Raw genomic sequence first — 21,617 nt, forward strand, 5'->3', positions numbered from 1 at the left:
CAGACTCGTTCTGTGCCGGCCCCGCTTCCTGTTCCCGCAAGGGACGTATCTCCTCTCTCCTCCTCCGGGCGACTTCCGATACGGAAACGTGGGCGGAGCACCCGTGGGCGGAAACGGACTCGAACGCCGACTGATTGGTCTACGCCTTCTGGGGCACGAGGACGTTGGCAGCCCATACACCGAAAGGGACTTCTGTGTTGATCGCGCACCCCATGATCCTGCGGAGTCTCGTCGGCCGGTAGGAGACGCTCCGGCTTCTGAACTCTCAGCAGCGCACGCCGCCGACGGACCAGGAACTGCAGGACGTGTCCTACACGCTGTGCGTGACCACCGGCACCCGCGCCGTGGAGGAAGCGCTCGCGGCAGCGAAGCAACAGCTCGCCTCGCCGGCCGACGCGGAGGTCGCCTCCTCGGATGTGCGACTCACGGCCTGATGCCGACAGGCATCGCAGTGCACCAGCTATGACCTGGTGGCCGAAGCACCGGGCAACGGCGGCCACCGCCTCCCCGGATTCCAGGCCGCCGCGCACAGCGACTCGGCCACGGAGGCCGTGTAACGGGCCGCCGTGAGCCAGTGCAGGGCGAAGCCGTCGGTGTCGGCGGGGAGGAGGCGGCCGAAGTGGTCGCGGTCGCGTTGGGCCGCCGAGGCGCACAGCGCGGCCAGGAGTCCGGCGGCCGTGGGCAGGCCCGCGCGGCTGATGCGACGGGTCTCGGCGGTGACGTCTCCGAGCATGCCGAGGGCGGCGCGGCCCGCCGGGACTGCCTGTTCGACCCGGCGCTCCAGGAGGTAAAGGGGTGAGTGGGCGCCGGACTCTCCGGGCGGTGGCGGCGCGGGGTGTCCGGGGGCGGCCGGGCCCGGGAGGTCGGCGCGGCGCAGGCGGTCGAGGCCGAGGTCGATCGTGCCTTCGCCGGTGGGGTGCGCGCAGGCGAGGAGGGTGAGCCGGGGGTGCGGGGCGGGCACGAGGCGGCCGATGATCCTCAGCCGTGTCCCCGGCGCCGTGGCCAGCAGCATCAGGTTGTCGCGATGAGCAAGGGCGGGGTCGTCGTCGGCCACGGTGAGCCGGACGGGAATGTTGCCCTCACTCAGCGCGAGCAGGCAGGCGCCGCCCGGCTCCCGTACGGCGCCGAGGAGTTCGACGTCCAGGAAGATCAGGTCGCTGCCGCCGCCGTCCGGGTCCGCGTAGCGGGAGGTCGACCGAAGGGCGCGGGCGGCCTGTTCGGACGGCGGTGCCTCCCACAGGGCCGCGAGCGGCGGCTCCGTCCACGCCGCGCCCCGGGCGGTGACTGCTTTGACGCCCTTCCCGGCTCCCAGCCTGCCGTCCGGGGAGACCGTCGCCCCCGAGACCGCCAGGCCGGCCCGGCCCAGCTCGCGATGGGTGAGCGCACTGTCCCCCAGGCGCACGGCCCGGTCCGCCACGCCCAGGGCGCGCGCCGCGCCGCCGGGTGCCACGTCGCCGACGGTGCAGAGGCGGCCGTCGGATCCGGCGACCCAGGTGCGGACGCCGCCGTGCCCCGAGTCGGTGACCACCGGTTCGGTGAACAGTCCGTACAGGCGCAGCGAGCCGTCCGGGGTGTACGGGCGGCGCGCGCGGCCTCTGGCTGCGGCCAGCTCCGCCCCGGACGCGATTCCGAGCCGGTGTGCGGTGCCCAGGAGTTCGGCCAGGGCCGTGACGAGGTCGGCGGTGCGGTAGGACGGATCCCCGGCGCGGGCCGCCCGCAGCAGTGTGACGACGGACAGCGCGGCGCCCGCGGCGCGCGGCAGTTGCCGGAGCCGGGCGGTGTGGGCGGCCCGGAGGAGGGCGGCCTGGGTGACGGCGCCTGCCCCGTCGACGCCGGCCTCCAGCACGGCGGCGCCCGCCGCCCACAGGGCGTCGGCCGCGACACGCTGGGCCGGGCTCGCCACCTCGGGCGAAGAAGCCGATTCGGGGCCGGAGTTGGCGGTGGGGGCGGGAGTGGGGGCTGAGTCCGTTGTGCGGGCGGGGTCGTGGTCGGGGGCCGCGTGGGTGGCCCGGTCGTCCGGCTCCGGCGCGGGGACCGCCGTGGGGGCGGCACAGGCGGCGGCCGCGCGGTGGACGCACGCCGGGGCGAGGAGGCAACCGCATTCGATGGCCTCCGCCGACGCGACCGCACCGCCCGGTGCGTGGAGGCGCAACTCCGTCTCGTCGTCGACGGCGATCACCACCGTGTCCCCGTCGCGGCGCGTCGGGCGGGCGCCGAGCTTGGTGACCGCCGCGTCCAGCCGCTTGCGCAGCCGGGGTGAGAGGTTCTCCACCAGTGTGGCTGTGACCTCCGGTGCGACAGGCGGCAGTTGGGCGGTCATGCGGTCTTCTCCCCTATCCAGCGGGCCAGTTCGAGTGGGCTGAGGGCTGCCACGGGCATGCCGGCGGCCACGACCTGTCCGGCGACGCCCGTCGAATAGCGCGGCCGGCCGGCGTCGTCGAGGCTCGCGCACCCGAGGACGTGGCAGCCGGTGTTCACCAGGGCCCGTACCTCGGCCAGCAGTCCGCCGAGCGGCGCGCCTTCCTCGAAGTCGCTGATGACGACGACGAGGGTGCGGCTGGGTACCGCGATCAGGCTGCGGGCGTGCCGCAGTCCGGCGGCGATGTGCGTGCCCCCGCCCACGCTCACCTCCAGCAGGAGCGAGAGGGGATCGTGCACGTGACCGGTGAGGTCGACGACCTCCGTGGAGAAGGCGAGGAAATGGGTGCTCAGAGTAGGCACCCCGGCGAGCACGGAGGCCGTCAGCGCGGACCAGATCGTGGACGCCTCCATGGATCCGGAGACATCGGTGACCAGGATCAGGCGCCAGTCGGCCGACCGGCGGACGCGACTGCGGAACACCGGATGCTCCGGGATCACCTGGACCGTGCCGTCGGCCGTCCGGCGGGCGGTGGCCAGGTTGGCTCGCAGTGTGCGCGGCAGGTCCAGCCTCCCGCCGGGGCGGCGGGTCGGCCGGGCCGCCATCGTGCCGGTGAGCGCGGGCCGCAGCCGGGTGGTGAGCTGCCGGGTCAGCTCTTCGACCAAGCGGCTGACCAGAGGCCGGAGGGCCGCGAGGCGGGCTTCGGGGAGGCCGCCCGCGTACCGCAGGATCGTCCGGAGCAGTTCCACGGAGGCGGTGGCGGCAGCCGGGTCGAGCTCTGCGAGGACGTCCCGGCGGCCTGTCGCGGCTGCGGCGGCGAGTACCTCCTCGCGGATGCCGCCGCCGAACAGCGCGGCCAGTTCCTCGGACCACTCGCGGACGCCGGGGAACGACGGCTCCCGGCCACCACGCCTGCCGGGTCCGGGCAGACTGCCGCGGGATCCCTCGCCGTGCCCCGCACCGTAGAGCTCGTCCAGAGCGGTCGCCAGACGGGCGGAGCCGGCAGGCAGGTGTTCGGGACGCCGGCCGAGCACGAGCCTCCACCGGTCGGCGGGTGCGAGGGTCCGCGCGGGAGCCGGCTCGGTGGCGGGTTCGAGGATCCGCTCGGGAGCGGTCGCGGTGGCGGGGGTCCGCGCGGCAGGCTCTGTGGCGGGTGTGACGGTGGGGCCCGGTGTCGCGCGGTGTCCGGGCAGGGGTGCGAACCGGTCGTCGTGCGCCGGGGGCGGGACGGGCAGGCCCAAGCCGGTCAGGAGCTCGCGGGCCGCGAGGTCGGCGGCCGTTCGGCGGGCCAGCTCGGCCGGGTCGTCCCCGTTGAGGCTGTCGACCCGTTCGCCCAGCCGCTCCTCGATGGTGTCCAGCAGCCGGTCCCGGGCTGCCGGGCTCAGGGTGTCGAAGCCACCGCGCAGGGCCGGCAGCCGGGCCAGGAACGCGGTGTCGTCCAGCTCGACGACCCGGTGCAGCAAGGGGTCCAGGGTGCCGACGCCGACGGCCAGGAGCGGGCCCGCCACCGTCAGGACGCCGGTGAGGCGGGCGGTGAGCGCGGCCCGGGACGCGGTGTCGACGGCTCCGTCCACCCACGAGGCGACGCGCCCTCCGAAGGCCTCGGCCTCATCGTGGCCCGTGAGCACCCTGACCGCACCGGCGGCCGCGGCGATCAACGGGGTCCCCTCGGCGGTCAGCCGGGCGAGGGCGCCGGTGAGCCGGATGCCGCCCACCCGGTCGGCCCGCTGCGAGAGTTCGAGCAGCGCACGGGCGTCCTCGGGCTCCTCGGAACCGGTCAGACCGTCGACCTGACGGACCGCGGCCGAGGTGAGGAGTTCGGCCGCGTGTGCGGTGCGGGCGGCACGCGCGGAGGCAGCGGCAGAGGCAGTACCTGTAGTCGTAGCTGGGTCTGCGTCTGTGCCTGTACCTGCGTCTGTGGCGTCCGAGGCCGGGGCCGGGTGGTCGTCGGGCGCGGCCAGGCCCGAAAGGTGCCCGGCGTCGAGGCGGTCCAGCAGGTCGAGCCCGCCCAGGAGTTCGGGAAGGGTGCCGCTCGCGGGGAGTACGGCGGCCAGTTCCGTCAGCCGTTCGTCCACCAGGGAGGGGAGCCCGCACCCGGCGGCCTGCGTGAGGCCGCGGACGACCTGGGCGGGTGTCGGACCTCCCTCCGCACGCTCAGCCGCGTGCCGCTGCCGCAGCACTCCCTCGGCCGCCTGGACCGGGGTGACGCCGCGGGCCCCCGCCGCGGTGAGCATCGCGGCCGTCGCCGGGGTCCACCGCACCTGCCAGCGCGTCGTGAGCCCTTCCGTGCCCGCCGCACCGGTCACCCCCTGTTCCTGCGCGTAAGGGATGCCGCACACCGTCATTCTGCGCAGCAGCAGTTCGCGGCGCCGGTCCAGGGTGGAGCGGGCCGGGTCGAGCCGGAGATCGCGCGGTGTCCTCTCGTGCGCGTCCTGCGGGCCGGGGAGGGTGAGCGCCTCGGCCTCGGCCTCGACCGCGGGGCCCAGCCCGCCGCGCGGAGCGGCGGGCGCGGGCCGTCCGGTGCGGGCTCCGACGAGTACGCGTTCGAGGGCGCCGGCGACGGCGCGGCCCGTGCCGTAGGTCTCGCCCCGCCCCAGCACCGTCTGTACGGCTTCCAGGAGTTCACCTCGGCCGGGCGCGGGCAGGTCTCGCAGCCGGGCCAGGTCCCCGGCCACCCGGACGATCTCCCGGCCGTCCGCCGGGCCGTAGGGGTGGCCCTGTTCGCGCAGGGCGGCGCAGACGCGGACCGCGGTGCGGATCAGCGCCTCGTGCAGTGCGGCAGGGTCCCCGGCGGCGTCCAGGACCGTGTGCTGCCACTCCGGGTCCCGGATGCCGGCCGGGTAGCCGGACCGTGAGTCGAGCAGGGGGTACGTGTACGGGACCAGGGAGACCGTGCACGTCGCCGCCCCGGGGGCGGCGTTCGCCCGGCCGTCCGCACCCGGCTCGGGTGTGGCGGCGCAGGCGTCCCCAGCCGGGTCCTCGGCGGATCCGGCGGGGGTCAGGAGTGCCGGGGTGTGGAACGCTCCCACCACCACGGCCGGCCGCCGCCCGCTCGCCAGTGCCTCGGCGACATGTCCGCGCATCCACGCCTCACGCGCCAGGTCCGTGCCGTGCACCCCGTCCCGCGCCTCGGCCTCGTGGCGCAGCGCCCAGCCGGTGAGCAGGGCGGCACGGCGGAGCGCCTCGGGCGTCGACCCGGGCGCGAGGGCCTCCACCAGCCGGTCCCACAGGTCGTCACCGTCCCGGCCGGTGAGCCGGGACCGGAGCGCGTCCGACAGCCCGAGCCCCTCCCCCGGTACGGGCGTGGAGCCGGCGCCCGGGACGGGGGCAGCGGTGTCCGGACCGCCGCCGGCCCACGCCCGGTCGGCCAGTGGAAGATCGCAGGCCACCGCTGGGATCCCGTTTCTCGCCGCCCAGCGCAGAGCGGCCAGTTCGGGCGAGAAGTCAGCGAACGGGTAGAAAGCCGGACCCCGTTCGCCTGCCGAACCGGTTCCGGGGCCCTCGGCGAGTACGGCGGCCAGCGCCACCGGGGCCTCGGTCTCCTCGTGGGCGAGCCAGCCCAGCCAGGGCTGGAACTCGGCGGGCAGTTCGACGAGGAGGACATCGGGGGCCGCCGCGTCCAGCAGCGCCGGGAGGACGGCGGCCAGCGAGGGCGCGTGGTGGCGCACCCCGATCAGGAACGGCAACCCGGGTCCGGTCGCCGCGAGGGCCGCCACCGCGGCTTCCGGGGTGGCGGGCCCGGCCGCCGGGCCGGTGGACGGCTGCTGCGGGGTGGGCGGTTCCTGCGCGGTGGACGGTTCCTGCGCGGTGGACCGCGTCCCGTGGGTGATCGGCTCGCTCATCCGTCAGTTCTCCAGCACCGCGCGCAGGTCCCACAGGGCACGCCAGGTGGCCGCCCCCTGCTCCGCGCGCCTGCGCACCGGGCCGTCCCAGTACCCGAGCAGCCGTGCCGCGTCGGCGGGGTCGTCCTTGCGGACGACCCCGAGCAGATGGCCGGGCAGGAGGGACAGCACGTCCCGGTCGCCGGGGAAGTAGGCGGCGGCCAGGCCCAGGGAGCCCGCGACGGAGACCGCCTCCGCCGTGCTCATCACCGTGGAGGGGCGCTCGACCTCCCAGCCCTCCACGGAGCGGCCCTCGCGCAGGTCCCGGAAGGCGGTGACAAGGGCTTCGAGGACGGCGTCGTCCACCTGGTAGGCGGCGCCCACCCGTTCGACGGCCGCCCGGGACTGGCGCCGGACCAGCGCGGTCTCGGCGTCCACGTCCCCGATGGGGCCCACGGTCTCGAAGTTGAAGCGCCTCTTGAGCGCGGCGGACATCTCCGAGACCCCCTTGTCCCGCAGGTTGGCGGTGGCGATGAGGGTGAACCCGGGGGCCGCGTGTATCTGGGAGCCCTCGCCGCCCGCGAGTTCGGGGACCGCGATCCGTCGCTCGGAGAGCAGCGACACAAGGGCGTCCTGGACCTCCGGCAGGCAGCGGGTGACCTCCTCGACGCGGGCGACGGCACCCCGCGTCATGGCGGCGAGTACCGGGGAGGGCACCAAGGCCTGCTCGGTGGGGCCCTGGGCGAGCAGCAACGCGTAGTTCCAGCCGTACTTGAGCTGGTCCTCGGTGGTGCCCGCGGTGCCCTGCACGGTGAGCGCGCTGGTGCCGCACACGGCCGCCGAGAGCAACTCGGAGAGCATGGACTTGGCGGTGCCGGGTTCGCCCACGAGGAGGAGGCCGCGCTCCCCGGCAAGGGTGACCACGCATCGTTCGACCAGGGCGCGCTCGCCCACGAACTTCTGCTCGATCACCATGCGGAGTGGCACCCCAGCTCCGGGCCGGGCGCCCTTCGGCAGGCTCAGTGCCTCGCCCGCGCTGCCCGTCACGAAGGTGACGACCGCGCGCGGGGTGAGCAGCCAGCCGGGTGGGCGGGGCCCGGAGTCGTGGGCGGCCAGGAAGGCCAGCTCGGCTGCGTACCGGTCCTCGGGCAGCGTGACCTGACGGTGCTCCTGGCCGGGCGTCTGCACTCGGTCCGGGACGCCGCTTGTGACGGCGTTGTCCGGGGCGGTGTTGTCCGTGGTCGTGCCCGTGTTCGTGGTGTCGTTCGTCATCGGCGGCGGCCCTTCCGGGTTGCGCGGGTTTCCAGTTCCTCGAAGGCGGGGGCTTCGCCGTCGCGCACCCGCGCCCAGGCGGCAGCGAACAGCGCGGGCACGGGGATGTGCGGCAGGGTCCGGGCGGATCCGGTCACGGGGTAAAGGCTTTCCTTCCAGGTCTCCAGCGGCAGTCCGGGTGCGCCTCGTTCGAGCCAGCCGCAGGGGAGGAACAGGGTGCGGCCCGCGCGGGCGCGCTTCGCCTCCACGACGAGTCCGGTGGCGGCGAGTTCCGTCCGGGCCTTCTTGACCCGGGCCGGCTTCCACTCGGTCCAGCGGACGCAGTTGCGGTCGGTCGGGTCGGGCAGGGCGAGCAGCATGAGGTAGAGGGCGGCGGCGTCCGGGCTCAGGCCGAGGGCCTCGGCGGCCTCGGCCACCAGCTCCGGCACCGCACGCGTCGGATCCTGGGCCGGGCGGTGCGGGGACCCGTCGGGGCCACCCGCCGAGGCCAGCGCCGCGGTCTGCTCGCCCAGCAAGTCGCGCAGGGCGCGCAGATCACGGGTGCTGTGACCGCCGACGGTGCCCTCGACCAGGCCGAACGCCGGGTCGTCGGGGCCCGCCAGGCCGGCCGGGCGGATCAGCACCTTCTCGCTGTTGCCGTGGCCGGGAGCGAGGAGCAGCGCCGTGCCGGCCCGGACCAGGCCGTCGGCGTCGGCGCCGCCGGACTCGGGGAGGCCGTGGGCGGCGCGGATCACGGGGCCGATCGAGCCCCCCGACTCGGCCCAGTCCAGACCGAGGTCCAGCACCAGGTCCGCATCGGCGAGGCGGTCGCGCAGGGCCGCGAGCCCCACGGGCAGGTGTGCCCGCAGAGGGTGCCCGTGGGGCAGGGCGTAGCCGAGGGTGCGCAGGGCGGTGAGGGCCGAGGAGATCGCGCCGTGTCCGCTCACCCGGTGCGGGCCCGAGCGGCCGGTTCCGTCCTCGACGTCGGTGCCGTGGGCGAGCCAGGTCCGGGTGGGCGCGTTGAGGATCAGGTCGACGGCGCCCGGGGTGGTGCCCGACAGGTCCAGGTCCAGTTCCTCGGGGACGCGGACGAGGGAGGCCAGGCGCTCCTGCCAGACCTCGGCGGCGGTCCGGACGTCGGGGCCCGTGGACCACAGCTCGGCCGGGTCCGCGGGCAGCAACGCCCTTAGCAGGGCGTGCCGGTCGTCGCCGGGCAGGGCGTCCAGCCGGGCCTGGGCCGCTTCAAGGGCGCGGGTCTTCACCCCGAGCAGCGCGAGCGCGCCGGCGCCGGGCTCCTCGATGGCCGCGGACAGCAGGGCGACGGACTGGAGGCGGCCGATTCCGGTGGCCGCGTGGAACGCCTCGGCGGCCTCCGGACGCCAGGGCGCCGGGCCCTGCTCCCGGACCAGGGCGGTGAGCCGGGTGAGCCGGTCACCGGCGATGCCGTGCCGGTGTACGTGCTCGTGGTCCAGGGTGAAGCCGGGGACGGGGCCGAAGGCGCCGGTCGGGTCGTGGTCGAGGGCCAGCCAGCGTGCCGCGTCGCTCCGGGCGTACCGGCCGCGGTTGGCGATGACCACGACGGTGCGGGCGCCCTTGCGCAGCACCTGGCCGAGGCGGTGCACGGCCTCGGGGCGTCCCGGCCCGGTCGTCCCTCCTCGGAACGGCTCGACGAGCTCCACCTGCCGGACCGTGCCCACCGGGTGGGCCAACGGGCCTGCGGCCAGGGCGTCGAGGAACACGAGGAGCGCGGTGCGGTGTTCGGGTGAGGTGGTCTCCGATGCGGCCCGGTAGGCCAGTTCGGGCAGGTTGTCGAGGAGCGAGGTCCAGGTCAGGGAGCCGTCGGGCACCGTGTACTCGTCCCGCTGCCAGCCGTCCACGGGGGTGAACGGGACCTTGGACGATATCGGCGGGCCGAACGCCGGCTCGCCGCCGAGGACGTGGTTGACGGCGAGGATCTGCCGGATCACGGTCCACCGGCTCCCGGCCCCCCACCAGCCTCCGCGCATCCGCTCGGAGCGCCAGGCGGAGGCGGTCTGGAGGGTCGTGTCGTCGCCGTGCTCGGGCGCGTGGTCGAAGAACATGCCCTGGGTGCGTGCGGTGTTCCTCGGCGTGTCCGGCTGCGCGGGCTTGGGCGGTTCCAGGTACCGGGCGAGTGCGGACGCGCGGTCCACCGCGTTCCGGACGAGGGCGGTGACGCCCGCGCGGAGCCGGGCATCGGACACCTCGGGCAGCACCCGGGCGACGGCCTCCCGGCTCAGCTCCTGCGATGTGGGCCCGGTGTACTCCTTGGCGGCCCGGAACGCCTCCAGATGCCGGGCGACCGCGGCGGCGACGGCCTCGAACAGCTCCCGCGCCCGGGAGTCCGTCAGGTTCCGCAGGGTGGCGGAACCCCGCTCGTCCCTCGGGCGCAGGGCGTGCCAGTAGGCGACGGGAGGCACGTAGGGGGTGCCCGCCGCGTCGTTCCCGCCGCAGGAGTCGGTGGTGACGGACCACAGGCTGCCACCGGTGCCGTCCGGGTCCGCCGGGTGCGCTTCGACGGAGCGGTGGTTGAGCACCGCGACCGGCCGGGAGCCGCCGGGCAGGGTGAGGGCGCCGAGCGGCACCGGGGAGCGGCCGCCCGGCAGCGGGTGCGGCAGGGTGACCGTACGGCCGTCGGGGGTGCCCGCGGTGATCCGGTGCCCGTCGGCGGGGGCGGCCGTGCCGGGCTCGGTGACCGTGCGGCGGACCCAGCGGCCGAGGACCGTGCCGTCCGTACCGAACGGGGTGGTCTCCAGACCGGGCTGGAGGGGCAGCACCTGGCAGTGCCCGGCGAGCAGCCGGGTGCCGTCCCGCACTCCGGAGCGCAGGAAGGCGGGCAGGGAGGAGCGGCCGTGGGTGCCGCTGACCGGGTCGTATTCCAGCCACACCTGCTGCGTGCCCTGGTGGCCTTCCCGCCAGTGACCGGTGCCGTCGGAGATGACGGCGCGCTGAGGCGGTAGGGAGGTGTCGCCCGCGTGCAGAGCCTTGCCGCCGGTGGCGCGGCCGCCGCCGGGCAGCGGCAGGCACACGTCGTCCGAGGCTCCGGAGCCGCCCCAGCGTGGGATCTGCTCGCCGCCGAGGGTGAAGACCTCGGCGGGACGGTGCGACCAGTAGCCGTGCGGTTTGCCGTCCTCCCACCAGATGACCAGCAACTCGCCGTCGACGTAACGGAAGGCAAGTGTCCGCCAGTGGTCGACGTTGGCGGGCAGCCGCAGGGTGTGCCGCAGCAGGACGCCCTCCGGGCCGACGACGACGGCCCGTTCGAGGGTGTGCAGGATCAGCGCCGGCCAGGCACCGGTGACACCGACGTTCTGCGACCGGTGGTGTCGCTGACGTAGGACGGCGACGGCTTCGACGTCCAGTTCGGCGTACGTCTCGTCGAGCGCGGGCCAGCCCAGTTCGTCGAGGACGCCGGTGCGCAGGGTGGCGGCGAGCAGCGGCACGACGTCGTGGCCCTTGAGGAGCCGCACGGCTTCCGGGGCGACGTCCGCGACCACGGTGCGGAAGGCCGAGAGACTGTCGAGAGCGGTGTGCAGTCCGGGGAGCCCCCGCGCGGCCGTGTACTCCTCGGCGCAGGTGTTCAGCCACTCCCGCGCGATTCCGGAGAGCGCCGGGTGCGCCGCCAGCTTCGCCATGACGGTGTCGTCCAGCCGCTGGCCGTGTCCGTTGCCGAGGGCGCCGACGTTGCGGCGCAGGAGAGCGCGGAAGAACGGCTGTTCGACTACGGCGGTGAGATCCCGCGCGCCGGGCGCGGTGTCGGTGAGCCACTGCTCGAACGGGACGCCGGGGGGCTGTGCGTAACCCGTGACCTGGTCGTCCGGCTCGGTCACGAGGACGCCGGAGGCCAGGCAGAGGTCGAGAAGGTCCAGGTCGGCGGTGCGCCGCCAGCGGCCCTGGAACAGCTCGACCGAGCGCCCGTCGGCGCGCAGCCGGGCCGCCATCCGGGCGGCCAGGCCGAGGGTCTGCGGACTGCGGCCCGAGGTGGCCCGGTTGCGCCTGCGGTGTGCCTCCCAGCGGGCGAGCCAGTCCGCCGGAGAGACGGCGGTGGGGGCCGTGGAATCGGAGGGTGCGTTGCCGGACGTGCCGGGAAGAGCGGTCAGCAGGTCCTCGGCGCCGGACTCGGCCAGCAACGCGAGCCAGCCGCTGTCGCCTTCCGTGTCCTGGCCGCTCTCGCTGAAGGTCTCCGGGAAGAAGCCGAGGAGCCGGACCCGCACGGCCTCGTCCCGTCGGGCGAGGTCCACCAGGGCGGGGCGGTAGGTCGACCAGAACGAGGCGGGGGCGCGGACGACTCCCGGAGAGCCGATCAGATCGGCCACCAGGTCGAGTTCGGCGGCCTCGCGGTCCAGCCCGGCGACCTTGACCAGCGTGCGCACGTCCTGCGGCAGCGCCGCGTAGGGCGGCATGCCGGCCGCGCAGCGCTCGACCAGCAGACGGCGGAACTGCGCCCAGGCGTCCGCCGGTGCGAGCCGGGCCGCCAGGTCCCGCACGTACTGCCGCAGCGCCTTGACGGTCAGCGCCCCGGCGAAGGCGAACTCCAGGAAGACGGCCCGCTGCCGGTCCTCGTCCACGACCAGTCCGTGCACCCGCTCGGCCTCGCGGGCCTTGCCGAAGAAGGAGGCGGCGTACGTGGTGTTCTCGGCCTGGAGGAAGAGGCGGGCGACCTGCTCGTAGTAGGTGGGCAGGAAGTGGGGTACGGCCCGGCCGAGCCGGCTGCCCAGGGCGTCGAAGCCCTCCTTGGCCGCTCCGGCGCGGGTCCTGGCCTGCCGCCCCAGCCGTTCGATGTCCTTGACGAGGGCCAGGGCGTGGTGCCCGTTGGCCGGGTCGTTGACCAGCGCCCACGCCGGGAAGCCCAGCGTCTCGCGGCGCACCTGCCCCACGACCGGGGCCTCGGCGGTCCGGGCCAGCCCGAGGAACTCCAGGGCCAGGTCCTCGGCCTCGCCGAGAGTGCCGGGCACGAGCCGGACCACGGGCCGGTCGCCGAGGGCGGTGTGCGTGTAGGTGCGGGCGGTCAGCGCGTCGGCGTCGTCCCGGTCGGTGGCGCCGGCCCGAAGGATCGAGCCCGCGTCCAGCAGGGCCGCCGTACGGGCCTCGTCGGCGGGAGCGGCGGTGCTCCCGCTGCGGGCCTGGGCGGGGATGAACGCCGCGTCCGCCGCCGTCGTGTTCGCGTCCGTGCTCTTCGTCGTGGTGCTCATGCCGCCCGCTCCTCGTCCGCCACGTCCCGGCCGGCGTAGAGCGCCGCCGCCATGCGCATGCCCTCGGACCACGCGACGGGGCCGACCTCGGCGGCCGTCAGCGTGCGCCCCGCAGGGTCGGTCCAGCCCAGGGGGCCCGTCTCGGTGCCGTACTCGTCGTATCCGTCGTGCTCGCCGATCCAGATGCGTGCCTCGACGGTCGCCCCGTCCTCGACGACCGGGCAGACCGCGTATCCACCGCGCGACCGGTACCCGAGCTGGGTGACGCGGCCGTGCAGGAACCGCAGTTCCTTGAACGCGCCACCGGCGTAGGTGTCCACGGACGTGGTGTCCGGGGCGAGGCCCGGCGGGCGGCGCCACACCTCGCGGAACAGCTGGTCCACGCCCTGCCGCACGCCCAGTTCGACCGCGAACTCCCGCAGCTCGTCGAGGTCGTCGAGAAGGACGGGGTGGGGCACGCTGACGACGTCCGGGGTGATGCGGACCGTGTCACCGTCCAGGTCGACGAGCCCGAGACCGCGCTGGGGGTCGACATCGCGCAGGAACCCGGCGACCCCGCCGTCGGCACCGGTGACCACCACGTCCCGCAGGGCCGTCTGCCACGCCGGGTCGGGCCAGACCTGGGCGAGCACGGCGGTGGGGACCGGCAGTGAACGCACCATCCACTGCTCGACGTCGGCCAGGCACTGGTGTTCGTGCTGCTCCAGCCACTCGGTCAACTGCCGGAGCCCGACGACCGCCGGGTCGTCCTTCACCTTGGCCGGAACGGACTTCAGCCGGCGGCCCTTCCCATTGCGGCAGACCACCTTGCCCGCCTCCAGAGCGACTTCGTAGTCGCCTGCCGGAACCCACCCCATGCGCTGTTCTCCCCTTGTTCCGGACGGCCGCCGACCGGGCGGCACGCCGATGAGACACGTCAGCGGCAACGCACCGTGACGAGTGGGAGAGACTCTAGGCGCCGCCTGTGACAATCAGCCCGGCTGCCTCCGCTTCGCCGTCCGGGGACGCTCCCGGCCGACGGCCTGCCACACATTTCCGCCGTCCGCCCTGGGCTCAGCCCGTCGACATGCGCTCCCGCTCACCCTGATGCATCCAGGCGATGACGTCGAACACCCGCAGGATGCCGATGTCCTCGCCGATACCGGCCTCGTCGCGAAGACGGATCAACCGGTCGCGGAAGGTGCCGCTGTCCGCCCGCAGCTCGGCGGCCGGCGCGGCCCAGAACGAGTGGTCCGTCTTCGGGCGCTCGAACAACTGCTTGACGCGGCTGTCGTAGACGGGGACGAGGCGGGGGCGCTTGCGGGCCAGCAGTTTGCCCGCGACAACCGGGCCGCTCCCGGCGGGCTTGCCGGGGTACCGCTGCTTGTCGGCCAGGCGGGTCCACAACTCCCAGGCGGGCCCACCCTCCTCCATGAGCGCGTCGCTCTGCGGGTCCTCCAGGCGCGCGTCACACGGGATGAGCGACAGCAGGCGCCCCCAATGCTCCCCCGGGTCGGTCAGCAGGTCCACCGCCCCGTGCGGCTTCAGGGAGACGCCGAGGGTGGTGACGGCCACCAGGTCGTCAGCGCGCCGGCGGGTAGACCCTGAACTTCCAGGGCCCGCGGCCCCGGGCGGGCTGCGGTGCCAAGCCGCCCTCCTTCGGAGGCGGGGCGGTCTCGACGTACAACGGGGTTGCCACCAGCAGTAGGACGGTCTCACCACGCTCCTCCATGGCCACCGACTCGGCGGCCATATCGTGCAGCCAGTCCGATCCGGACCCCATCCGAGTCCTGGGCTTGGTCCTCCTCCCCTCTGACGTGCCGCGCGGAGCCGCACAGCAGCACCTCGACGCCCGAGCACGGGGATCCTTCGGTGAACCGGGGGCACAGCAGTGGGTTCTCGTGCGACGTGAAGGTGTACACGCCCTTGTCGTGCAGGCCCCAGTCCCGGACGCGGCGCCCTCGGTGGAACTGGCGCGAGAACTCCACCCATTCGTACTCTCCGACGGAACGGCACGAGTCCGGGACCGCCGTGTGCGCCCCGCATGTCCGTGCGAGGTGCGCGATGACCTCTTACACTCCGGGACCCCGCGCTCACCGGCACCGGCACCGTCCGGTCCGGGCTCGCCGAGCGCCGGACGGGTCCCGACGCCGAACGCCGTCGTCTCGACATCGATGGAGCGGCCGTTGAGAGGACTCTCCGAGTCGCCGCGGAAGTGCTGGAGGAATAGTCACCACGAGGACGACGACGGCGAAGGCCGGCCGGTCAAGCGCCCGACGGCTCGCCCCGCGTACCGGATTCGAGGGACTGCTTCAGCCGGGCGACATTGGCCCGGATGTCCCCGCCCCGGAAGAGGTCGCTTCCGATGCTGGCGGTGAACGCTCCCGCCGCGAGCCAGTCGCCGGCGTCGGCGACGGTCACTCCGCCGGTGGCCATGATCCTGGCGCCGGGCAGGACGGCGAGCAGCGAGGTGAGGTAGGCGATGCCGCCCACATGGGCCGGGAAGAGCTTGGCCACTCCGCGCTCGGCCGATGCGCGCAGCTCCGTCGGGGTGAGGCCGCCCTCGACGAAGAGCCGGTCGGCGGCGTCGGCGACCGGCCGGACCTCGGGTACCTGGAAGGGGCTGACCAGGAACCGGGCCCCGGCGTCCAGGGCCTGTTCGGCCGTGTCCGTCGATGTGACGGTGCCGAGGCCGACCGCCGCCTCGGGGTGGTCGCGGGACCAGTGGGCGAGCAGGGCCTGCCAGCCCGGGGTGGTGGCGGTGAACTCGAAGGTGGTGATGCCGGCCGCGACGAGTTCGCGGGCGAGGCAGTCCGCGGCGTCCGCGTCCGGTGCCCGGACGGTCGGCACGACACGTGCCTCGCGCAACCGGTCGACGACATCGAGTACCGCTGGGGTCAGGGTCTGTGGCATGGGTGGGGTCCGTCTCGGAATCAGAAGGAGTCGGGATCAGGAGGGGTCGGGATCAGGAGGGGTCGGGATCAGGAGGGGTCGGGCGCTGCGATGACGGCGAGGGCGTCGAGGGCCTCGGCACCGTCCGCCCCCCGGGCCTTCAGGACGATCTCGTCGCCACACCTGACGTTGAGGGTCATCAGGGACAGCATGCTGCGGGCCGAGACCTCGGGGCTCGCCGCGGTCGAGCCCTCGGAGACCGTGGGGCGGGCCACGGTGACCTCCGCTTCGTAGCGTGCGGCGGTCTGCGCGAAGAGGGCTGCGGGGCGGGCGTGGAGCCCGGCCTTCTCCGTCACGACGAGGCGGCGTTCAACGGTGTGGATGGTCTGCTCCTTGTGGTTGTGCGGACAGGTGGCCGGTACGGCGAGTGGCCGTGCGGCCGGGGTATCCGCGGGCAGCGGTGTGAGAGGGCGCGCCGCCGCACGAGTGGTGGGGCGTGGACGCCAGGACGCCGGTCGCGCGCGAGGCGTCGTACGGCGTCATGCGGGGGCGTGCGGGGTTGTGCCGCGCATGCGGCGGGGCGGTGGACCGTACGAACCGCAGGGCTGCCGGCCCGGTAGCGCGGGTCCGGTCCCGGACCCGGCGGGGCCCGCGCGCGTAAGGCTGTCCCGGCTTCACGGAACCGGGCTCGATCACGGTCCGCAGGGCGCCGGGCGGCACAGCGGCCGGCCGGGATGATACGTGCTCGTGGTCAGGCGGCGCCGAGCAACGCGGTGAGCCTGCGGGCCAGTTCGGCCTCCTCGTCCGCCGTGATGGGGCGCGGGTCGATGGAGAGGCGCCCGGTGTTGGCCTGGTGGTCGCGGAGGAAGACGGGCGGACTGCCCGCCGCGAGTTCCCGCGCGATGTCCTGTGCGTCGCGTCCGGCAGCGGCGGGGTCGACGGTCAGCACGGCCCGGTAGATGCTCCGTCCGGCCTCGTCGCGTTCCACGGCGGCCGTCAGGCCCGGCAGCGCGTCCAGCCGTGCGGCCAGCGCCGTCATGCGCTCCCGGCCGCCGTCCCCGGCCTCGTCGACGCCGTACCGGCGCAGGGCCTGCAGGAGACCGAGCACGGTCTCCTTGCCGACCTTCATGGGGCGGGCGATGCCCGTGTACTGGGCGCGGCACGCCTCGACGAGAGCGCGGCTGCCGCAGACGAAGCCGGAGGTGGGGCCGCCGATCGCCTTGCCGCCGCTGAAGACCACCAGGTCGGCCCCGGTCGCCGGCCAGTGGCGCAGGTCGTCCTCGGCCGCGGCGTCGACGATCACGGGGATGCCGTGCCGGCGCCCGATGGCGATCATGTCGGCGAGCCGGACGGTCCCCTTGTGCACGGTGTGGTGCGACTGGATGTAGAGCAGAGCGGCGGTCCGCCCGGTGACGGCGCCCTCCACGTGGGCGGCGCTCACCTTGTTGACGGAGCCGACCTCGACCACCCGTCCGCCGCCGAGTGCGACCATCTGCCGTACGGGGGCGCCGAAGTTGACGGAGTGCCCCTTGAGCAGGAGGACTTCGTCCGGCCTGTCGCCCGGGTCGGGCAGCCGCTCGATCCGGTCCGGATCCGCACCGGCGATGAGGGCGGCGACGGCTATGGCGATGCCGGAGGCCGCGCCGGTGGTGGGGCAGCCGTCCTCGGCTCCGGTGGCCTTGGCGATGACGTCACCGGCGACCTTCATGAGGTCGTCCATGACCACGTGGCTCCTGGCCGCTTCCGCCATGGCGGCGACCACCGTGTCGTCGAGCACGCTTCCACCGAGCGCGGTCATCTTTCCGCTGGCGTTGATGGCGGGCGAAAGCCCCAGTTCCTCGTACACACCCATGCGGGGCGGCTCCTCTGTTGTCGGTTCTGTACGGGTCCCGGGCGCGCGGACGCGTCCCGGGCGGGATCACTTGGTGACGATGGGGAAGAACAGGCCCGCGGCCATGGCGCCGAGGATGGCCCCGCCCGTCAGCGGCTTCTTCCACCAGTAGAAGAGAATCGCCCCGAGCGTCGAGCCGAGGCCGACGGGGACCGAGGCGGTGGCGGCGGCGAGGATGACGAGCGGCCCCAGGTAGCGTCCCGCCGAGTTCCCCGCGCCCATCATCACGTCGGCGCCGAAGGTCGAGCCCGCGTTGGGCGAGTTGACGGTGGCCCTGCGGATCACCAGCACCAGCCATCCGATGGCGAGTCCGATGACCGCTCCGGTGGGAAGCGCGAGCCAGAAGTGTTCGAGGGGCGCGGTGACCCCGGCGGCCAGCAGCATGGCGGGGATGCCGATGCCCACACCGGTCTGCAGCGAGCCGCCGATGTCGAGGATGCCCACCATCGGGGCCTCGATGATCCGGGCGAACAGGAAGCCGGCGCCGAACGCGGCGGCGGCGCCGTAACTGCCGTTCTCCATGCCGCCCTTGAGCAGCGCGACCACAGCGACCTCGTTGAAGACGCCGGTCTGGTAGGTGTAGTAGAGGTGCGTTCCGGCGAAGATGCCCGCGGCGAGTGAGGCGACGAAGACCGGGAAGGCCCATTCGGAGAGCCAGAAGCCGCCTTCCCAGGGGCGGGGCCGTCCGCCGTCCTTGCCCTCTCCGATCTCGTCGCTCACGCCGATGTCGGTGGTACTCACGTCACTGGCTCCTTCACTGACCGGCCGTGCCGGTGCTCTCGTGCAACTGGTGCAGCCAGCCGGGCACGCCGATCTTCATCTGCTCGAGCAGTTCCATGTCGACGCCGCGCAGGAAGGAGCTGGCTACGAAGAGGGCGATGACCGCCGCGGTGAGGCTCTTGGTGATGCGGTTCCAGCCCATGTCGTCGATGCCCTTGCCGACGACGATGCCCAGCACGATGCCGGGGACGGCGTTGCCCATCACGATGTGGGCGAGGCCGCCGAGGACGGTGCCCCAGCCGCCGGTGCGCCGGCCGGCGTCCACCGCGGCCATCCAGAAGATGATCGGCATGACCGGGTTGAGCAGCCACTCCGAGGCCGGGCCGAGCACTTGGGAGGCGACGCTCTGGAGCGAGTGCGGGATGGAGGCGGCGGTGGTGTTGAGGAGGGAGATCAGCACGACACCGACGGCGGCGCCGGTGAAGGCCATGCGCCGGGGATTGTGCAGGGTCTCGGCGAGGTTCCGGTTCTTGATCATGGCGATCGACGCCGCCCAGTGCGGCACGATCCGGTGGTCGACGTCTCCGGAGAGCGCACCGGCACCTACGGTGCTCGCCCAGGCGTTGAAGAAGAAGCCGAAGCCGAAGGAGAAGTGCGCGATCGGGTCGTTCTCACAGGCGTTGAGCTCGCCCAGGGTACGGAAGGCGCCCATTCCCTGGGCCTTCGGGGCGTGGAACATGCGGGCGACGCCCGCGCCCGCGCCGAAGCCTACAAGCGCCCCGATGACGGCGGACTCCAGCAGGATGGTGAGTGTTTCGTTCATGGAAGGGTTTCCACTTCAGAGCCGACGGGGGGGCCTCTAGGGGGTTTCCCGGTCCGGCGGGCTGCGCTGCGGGCGGGCCGCCGGACTGGCTGTGCGGTGTGGACTCGGAGCACGTCGCCGTGTCCCGGGCGGGGCACGTTCCCGTGTCCCCGGTGGGGCACGTCGCCGTGCCCCGGGTGCCGCTTCGGCGGATCACCTCATCTGGAGCAGATGCTGCGTGGTGCTCAGCTTCTCTTCGCGTACGGCGAAGTCCACCGCGTCCAGGTCGAGGGAGGTGATGCGCACCCGTACGTTCATGCTGATCTCGTAGTGCACACGCTTCCGGGGGAAGAGGACTCCGAGGAAGCGCTCGGTCCTGTGGTGTTCCTCGGCCGACAGGACCTCCAGCGCCAGGGGTTCCACCCGGAAGGTGACCCCGCCGTCCTTGCCGGCCGCAGCCGACTGGACCTGGCGCATGACGGCGCCGAAGGCGCGTTCCTTGGTGGGACCCGTGCCGGTCAGGCGCAGGGTCTGCTCGCAATGGTTCATCAGGCTTGCCCTGCCTGCGCGTCCAGCTCCTTCTGCAGAGCCTGGGCGATCTTGAAGCCGAGTTCCTCGGTGTCGAGGAAGCCGAAGCCGAGGACGCGCTTGCCCTGCTGGATGGCGGTGACGCCCGCCTCCGGGCTGCGCATGCCGAACTCGATCTCGTGGCCGTACTTCGCCTTGGCCGTCACGGCGCCGGCACCGCCGCTGCCGCAGAAGCTCAGCCCGAGGGCCGCGCCCTCGGCGGCCATCACGTCACCGACCTTCATGTCGGCGCCGGGGCCCGGTATCAGCACCGGTTCGAGGTCGGCCTTCCGGACTCCCTCCGCGACCGCCTGGCCCTTGCCGAGCCGATTGCCGATGACGATTTTCACAGTGTCCGACATGGTGTTTGTTCCTGTCTGGTGGGCGGGGTCGTGGTGGATTTCGTGCGGGAGGTGCGAGGGGGGCGTGCGGGGTCAGGCGCTGTTTCCGCGGTCGGGTGCGCTCTCGTGCAGCGCTGCCTCGAAGTGGAGGGTGAGCAGCAGCACCTCGGGGTCGGTCACGTCGTGGTCGCGGCCCGCGCAGTAGGCGTGGAGCAGTGCGCGCACCGAGGCGAACCGCGCGGTGCCGACCTCGTCGTAGAGGTGCCGGTCGAGTTCGGGCGGGTACTCGTGCTCGCGTACGCGCCGTACGAAGGCGACGCTGTGGGCGGCGAGTGCCAGCCGGCGGACGTCGTTCATGGGGATGGCGCGGTCGGCGGCGTAGACGTCCGCAGCGGTCAGCAGTTCCTCGGCGTCGGCCAGGTCCTCTTCCGTGAGATGGGTGTCGTCCGCCAGCCGGTCGAGTATCTGCCGGGGGTGGGTGGTGCTCGGCGGGGTGCCGGTCATGCGTCGGCCTTTCGGATGCGGTGCGTGACGCCTGCCCGCACAGCGGCCACGGCGGTGAGCCTGTGACCGGTGGTACGCGTGCGGCCTTCGGCGTCTACGAGGGGGGTGGGGTCCTCCACCCGGTCCAGGAGAGCGATGTCGGCGACGCGGCCCGCGACCAGGCTGCCGATTTCTCCGGCGAGGCCGATGGACTCGGCGGCTTCCGAAGTCACGGCGCGGACGGTCTCGTTGAGCGTCAGTCCGGCGGCGAGGAGTTTGGTCATGGTCGTGGTGAGGCCGTGGACCGGACCGGAGAGGCTCTTCCTGTGTATGTCGGTGCTGATGGTGTGCGGGCGGATGCCGTGTTCCAGCGCGCGTTCCATGGTGTCGAAGGCGAAGCTGGCGCTACCGTGTCCGACATCGAGGCGGACTCCGCGCTCCACGGCGTCGCGGGCCTGCGGGAGGGGCCCTGAGCCCGCCTCGGGAAAGAGCCCTCCGGCCTTGCCGTGGAAGGCATGGGTGACGACGTCACCGGGGCCGAGGAGGTCCAGTACGTCACCGAACTCGGGGGGAGCGTTGCCGACGTGCACCATTACCGGAAAGGGCCGGCCGGTCTCCGCGGCGACCTGCGCGGTGACGCGCTTCGCGGCGCGCAGTGGCTCCAGGCCGTTCTCCCCCACTACCGAGCGGCTCATCCGGATCTTGACGCCTCGGATGACGTCCCGTCCCGCGAGGATCGTCCCTATGGTGTCCGCCGACCGGATGTCGTCGTGCCCGGCCAGTTCGGTGGAGCCCCGGGTCAGGCCGTGCCGCGAGATGTTGAGCCAGCTCAGGACGCGCGTGGCGCTGGGCGACACGACGGTCCGCCGGAAATCGTCGAAGTTGTCGGATCCCGAACTGCCTGCGTCGACCACGGTGGTGACACCCGACCGGACCCCGGCCAGGTCGGCCGCGATGCCCAGTCCCGTGGCTCCGTCGTAGACATGGGTGTGCAGGTCGATGAGGCCCGGCGTGACCAGCAGGCCGTGCGCGTCCAGGTATTCGGCGTACTTGCCGTGCGCACCCCCCGGTTCCACCACGGCCGCGATTCGTCCGTCACGGACGGCGATGTCGCCGGGGGCGGAGGTGCCCTTCTCCGGGTGGACCAGCAGGCCGCCGCCGATGAGCAGATCGTAGGGCCGGGCCTCGGCCTCGCGGCCCGTTGCCGATTCGCCATGGGAAGCAGACATGAACAACCGCCTTGGGTGGGGGTGGTCCGGGGCTCGGGTCGCGACCGGGAGACCTTGACCAGCGTTCCGTAG

General features: G+C 73.7%; 16 protein-coding genes and 1 pseudogene. 1 reads left to right on the forward strand and 16 read right to left on the reverse strand.

The features are described 5' to 3' along the window. Nucleotides 1–254: 254 nt before the first annotated feature. A pseudogene (locus ACGFU6_RS05180) lies at nt 255–434 on the forward strand (DUF5133 domain-containing protein); the annotation flags it as partial. A gap of 26 nt (nt 435–460) precedes the next feature. Here the strand turns inward: ACGFU6_RS05180 and ACGFU6_RS05185 are convergent. From ACGFU6_RS05185 to ACGFU6_RS05260, 16 genes are all read right to left on the reverse strand, one after another. Beyond that, the gene (locus ACGFU6_RS05185) at nt 461–2,320 is read right to left on the reverse strand and encodes a hypothetical protein (protein ID WP_393608142.1); all 1,860 of its coding nucleotides are present in this window, start codon (nt 2,318–2,320) and stop codon (nt 461–463) included. Next, complete coding sequence (locus ACGFU6_RS05190; protein ID WP_393608143.1) at nt 2,317–6,201, reverse strand: DUF5682 family protein; 3,885 nt, start codon at nt 6,199–6,201, stop codon at nt 2,317–2,319. Before ACGFU6_RS05190 ends, ACGFU6_RS05185 begins: the two co-directional genes overlap by 4 nt. Nucleotides 6,202–6,204: 3 nt before the next feature. Then, entirely contained in the window at nt 6,205–7,452 is a 1,248-nt protein-coding gene (locus ACGFU6_RS05195; protein ID WP_393608144.1) for an AAA family ATPase, read from the reverse strand. Beyond that, the gene (locus tag ACGFU6_RS05200; RefSeq protein WP_393608145.1) at nt 7,449–12,641 is read right to left on the reverse strand and encodes a hypothetical protein; all 5,193 of its coding nucleotides are present in this window, start codon (nt 12,639–12,641) and stop codon (nt 7,449–7,451) included. The genes ACGFU6_RS05195 and ACGFU6_RS05200 overlap by 4 nt, the downstream gene beginning before the upstream one ends. Then, the gene (locus ACGFU6_RS05205; protein ID WP_393608146.1) at nt 12,638–13,498 is read right to left on the reverse strand and encodes a DUF4132 domain-containing protein; all 861 of its coding nucleotides are present in this window, start codon (nt 13,496–13,498) and stop codon (nt 12,638–12,640) included. Before ACGFU6_RS05205 ends, ACGFU6_RS05200 begins: the two co-directional genes overlap by 4 nt. A 196-nt stretch (nt 13,499–13,694) precedes the next feature. Beyond that, nucleotides 13,695–14,195 (reverse strand): DUF6308 family protein, encoded by a 501-nt coding sequence (locus tag ACGFU6_RS05210; protein WP_393608147.1) that lies wholly within the window; start codon nt 14,193–14,195, stop codon nt 13,695–13,697. A 7-nt stretch (nt 14,196–14,202) separates the two neighbouring features. Next, nucleotides 14,203–14,403 (reverse strand): hypothetical protein, encoded by a 201-nt coding sequence (locus ACGFU6_RS05215; RefSeq protein WP_393608148.1) that lies wholly within the window; start codon nt 14,401–14,403, stop codon nt 14,203–14,205. Nucleotides 14,404–14,885: 482 nt separating this feature from the next. Further along, nucleotides 14,886–15,533 (reverse strand): bifunctional 4-hydroxy-2-oxoglutarate aldolase/2-dehydro-3-deoxy-phosphogluconate aldolase, encoded by a 648-nt coding sequence (locus ACGFU6_RS05220; RefSeq protein ID WP_393608149.1) that lies wholly within the window; start codon nt 15,531–15,533, stop codon nt 14,886–14,888. A gap of 68 nt (nt 15,534–15,601) precedes the next feature. After that, nucleotides 15,602–15,970: an HPr family phosphocarrier protein gene (locus ACGFU6_RS05225; RefSeq protein ID WP_393608384.1), complete on the reverse strand. Its 369-nt coding sequence runs from the start codon at nt 15,968–15,970 to the stop codon at nt 15,602–15,604. A gap of 293 nt (nt 15,971–16,263) precedes the next feature. Next, the gene (locus ACGFU6_RS05230) at nt 16,264–17,364 is read right to left on the reverse strand and encodes a DgaE family pyridoxal phosphate-dependent ammonia lyase (protein WP_393608150.1); all 1,101 of its coding nucleotides are present in this window, start codon (nt 17,362–17,364) and stop codon (nt 16,264–16,266) included. Between the two features lie 66 nt (nt 17,365–17,430). Next, on the reverse strand, nt 17,431–18,144 hold the full coding sequence (locus tag ACGFU6_RS05235) for a DUF4310 family protein (RefSeq protein ID WP_393608151.1): 714 nt from the start codon (nt 18,142–18,144) through the stop codon (nt 17,431–17,433). Between the two features lie 13 nt (nt 18,145–18,157). Further along, nucleotides 18,158–18,946 (reverse strand): DUF4311 domain-containing protein, encoded by a 789-nt coding sequence (locus ACGFU6_RS05240; RefSeq protein ID WP_123531445.1) that lies wholly within the window; start codon nt 18,944–18,946, stop codon nt 18,158–18,160. Nucleotides 18,947–19,138: 192 nt separating this feature from the next. Continuing rightward, nucleotides 19,139–19,474: a DUF4312 family protein gene (locus tag ACGFU6_RS05245; RefSeq protein ID WP_393608152.1), complete on the reverse strand. Its 336-nt coding sequence runs from the start codon at nt 19,472–19,474 to the stop codon at nt 19,139–19,141. Then, nucleotides 19,474–19,854 carry an SFCGS family glycine-rich protein gene (locus ACGFU6_RS05250; protein ID WP_393608153.1) on the reverse strand — a complete coding sequence of 127 codons (381 nt, stop codon included), beginning with the start codon at nt 19,852–19,854 and terminating at the stop codon, nt 19,474–19,476. The genes ACGFU6_RS05245 and ACGFU6_RS05250 overlap by 1 nt, the downstream gene beginning before the upstream one ends. A gap of 72 nt (nt 19,855–19,926) precedes the next feature. Beyond that, nucleotides 19,927–20,337, reverse strand: a complete 411-nt coding sequence (locus ACGFU6_RS05255) for a hypothetical protein (RefSeq protein WP_393608154.1) — start codon at nt 20,335–20,337, stop codon at nt 19,927–19,929. Beyond that, nucleotides 20,334–21,545: an amidohydrolase/deacetylase family metallohydrolase gene (locus tag ACGFU6_RS05260; RefSeq protein WP_393608155.1), complete on the reverse strand. Its 1,212-nt coding sequence runs from the start codon at nt 21,543–21,545 to the stop codon at nt 20,334–20,336. The genes ACGFU6_RS05255 and ACGFU6_RS05260 overlap by 4 nt, the downstream gene beginning before the upstream one ends. Between the last annotated feature and the right edge of the window lie 72 nt (nt 21,546–21,617).

The organism is Streptomyces sp. NPDC048462 (genome assembly GCF_043200175.1).
GTDB lineage: Bacteria > Actinomycetota > Actinomycetes > Streptomycetales > Streptomycetaceae > Streptomyces.

Coding starts and splice junctions, on each gene's coding strand:
- ACGFU6_RS05220 (WP_393608149.1), bottom strand. CDS start 15,533: ATGCCACAGACCCTGACCCCAGCGGTACTCGATGTCGTCGACCGGTTG.
- ACGFU6_RS05255 (WP_393608154.1), bottom strand. CDS start 20,337: ATGACCGGCACCCCGCCGAGCACCACCCACCCCCGGCAGATACTCGAC.
- ACGFU6_RS05200 (WP_393608145.1), bottom strand. CDS start 12,641: ATGAGCACCACGACGAAGAGCACGGACGCGAACACGACGGCGGCGGAC.
- ACGFU6_RS05215 (WP_393608148.1), bottom strand. CDS start 14,403: ATGGGGTCCGGATCGGACTGGCTGCACGATATGGCCGCCGAGTCGGTG.
- ACGFU6_RS05230 (WP_393608150.1), bottom strand. CDS start 17,364: ATGGGTGTGTACGAGGAACTGGGGCTTTCGCCCGCCATCAACGCCAGC.
- ACGFU6_RS05250 (WP_393608153.1), bottom strand. CDS start 19,854: ATGTCGGACACTGTGAAAATCGTCATCGGCAATCGGCTCGGCAAGGGC.
- ACGFU6_RS05190 (WP_393608143.1), bottom strand. CDS start 6,201: ATGAGCGAGCCGATCACCCACGGGACGCGGTCCACCGCGCAGGAACCG.
- ACGFU6_RS05195 (WP_393608144.1), bottom strand. CDS start 7,452: ATGACGAACGACACCACGAACACGGGCACGACCACGGACAACACCGCC.
- ACGFU6_RS05240 (WP_123531445.1), bottom strand. CDS start 18,946: ATGAACGAAACACTCACCATCCTGCTGGAGTCCGCCGTCATCGGGGCG.
- ACGFU6_RS05205 (WP_393608146.1), bottom strand. CDS start 13,498: ATGGGGTGGGTTCCGGCAGGCGACTACGAAGTCGCTCTGGAGGCGGGC.
- ACGFU6_RS05245 (WP_393608152.1), bottom strand. CDS start 19,474: ATGAACCATTGCGAGCAGACCCTGCGCCTGACCGGCACGGGTCCCACC.
- ACGFU6_RS05185 (WP_393608142.1), bottom strand. CDS start 2,320: ATGACCGCCCAACTGCCGCCTGTCGCACCGGAGGTCACAGCCACACTG.
- ACGFU6_RS05260 (WP_393608155.1), bottom strand. CDS start 21,545: ATGTCTGCTTCCCATGGCGAATCGGCAACGGGCCGCGAGGCCGAGGCC.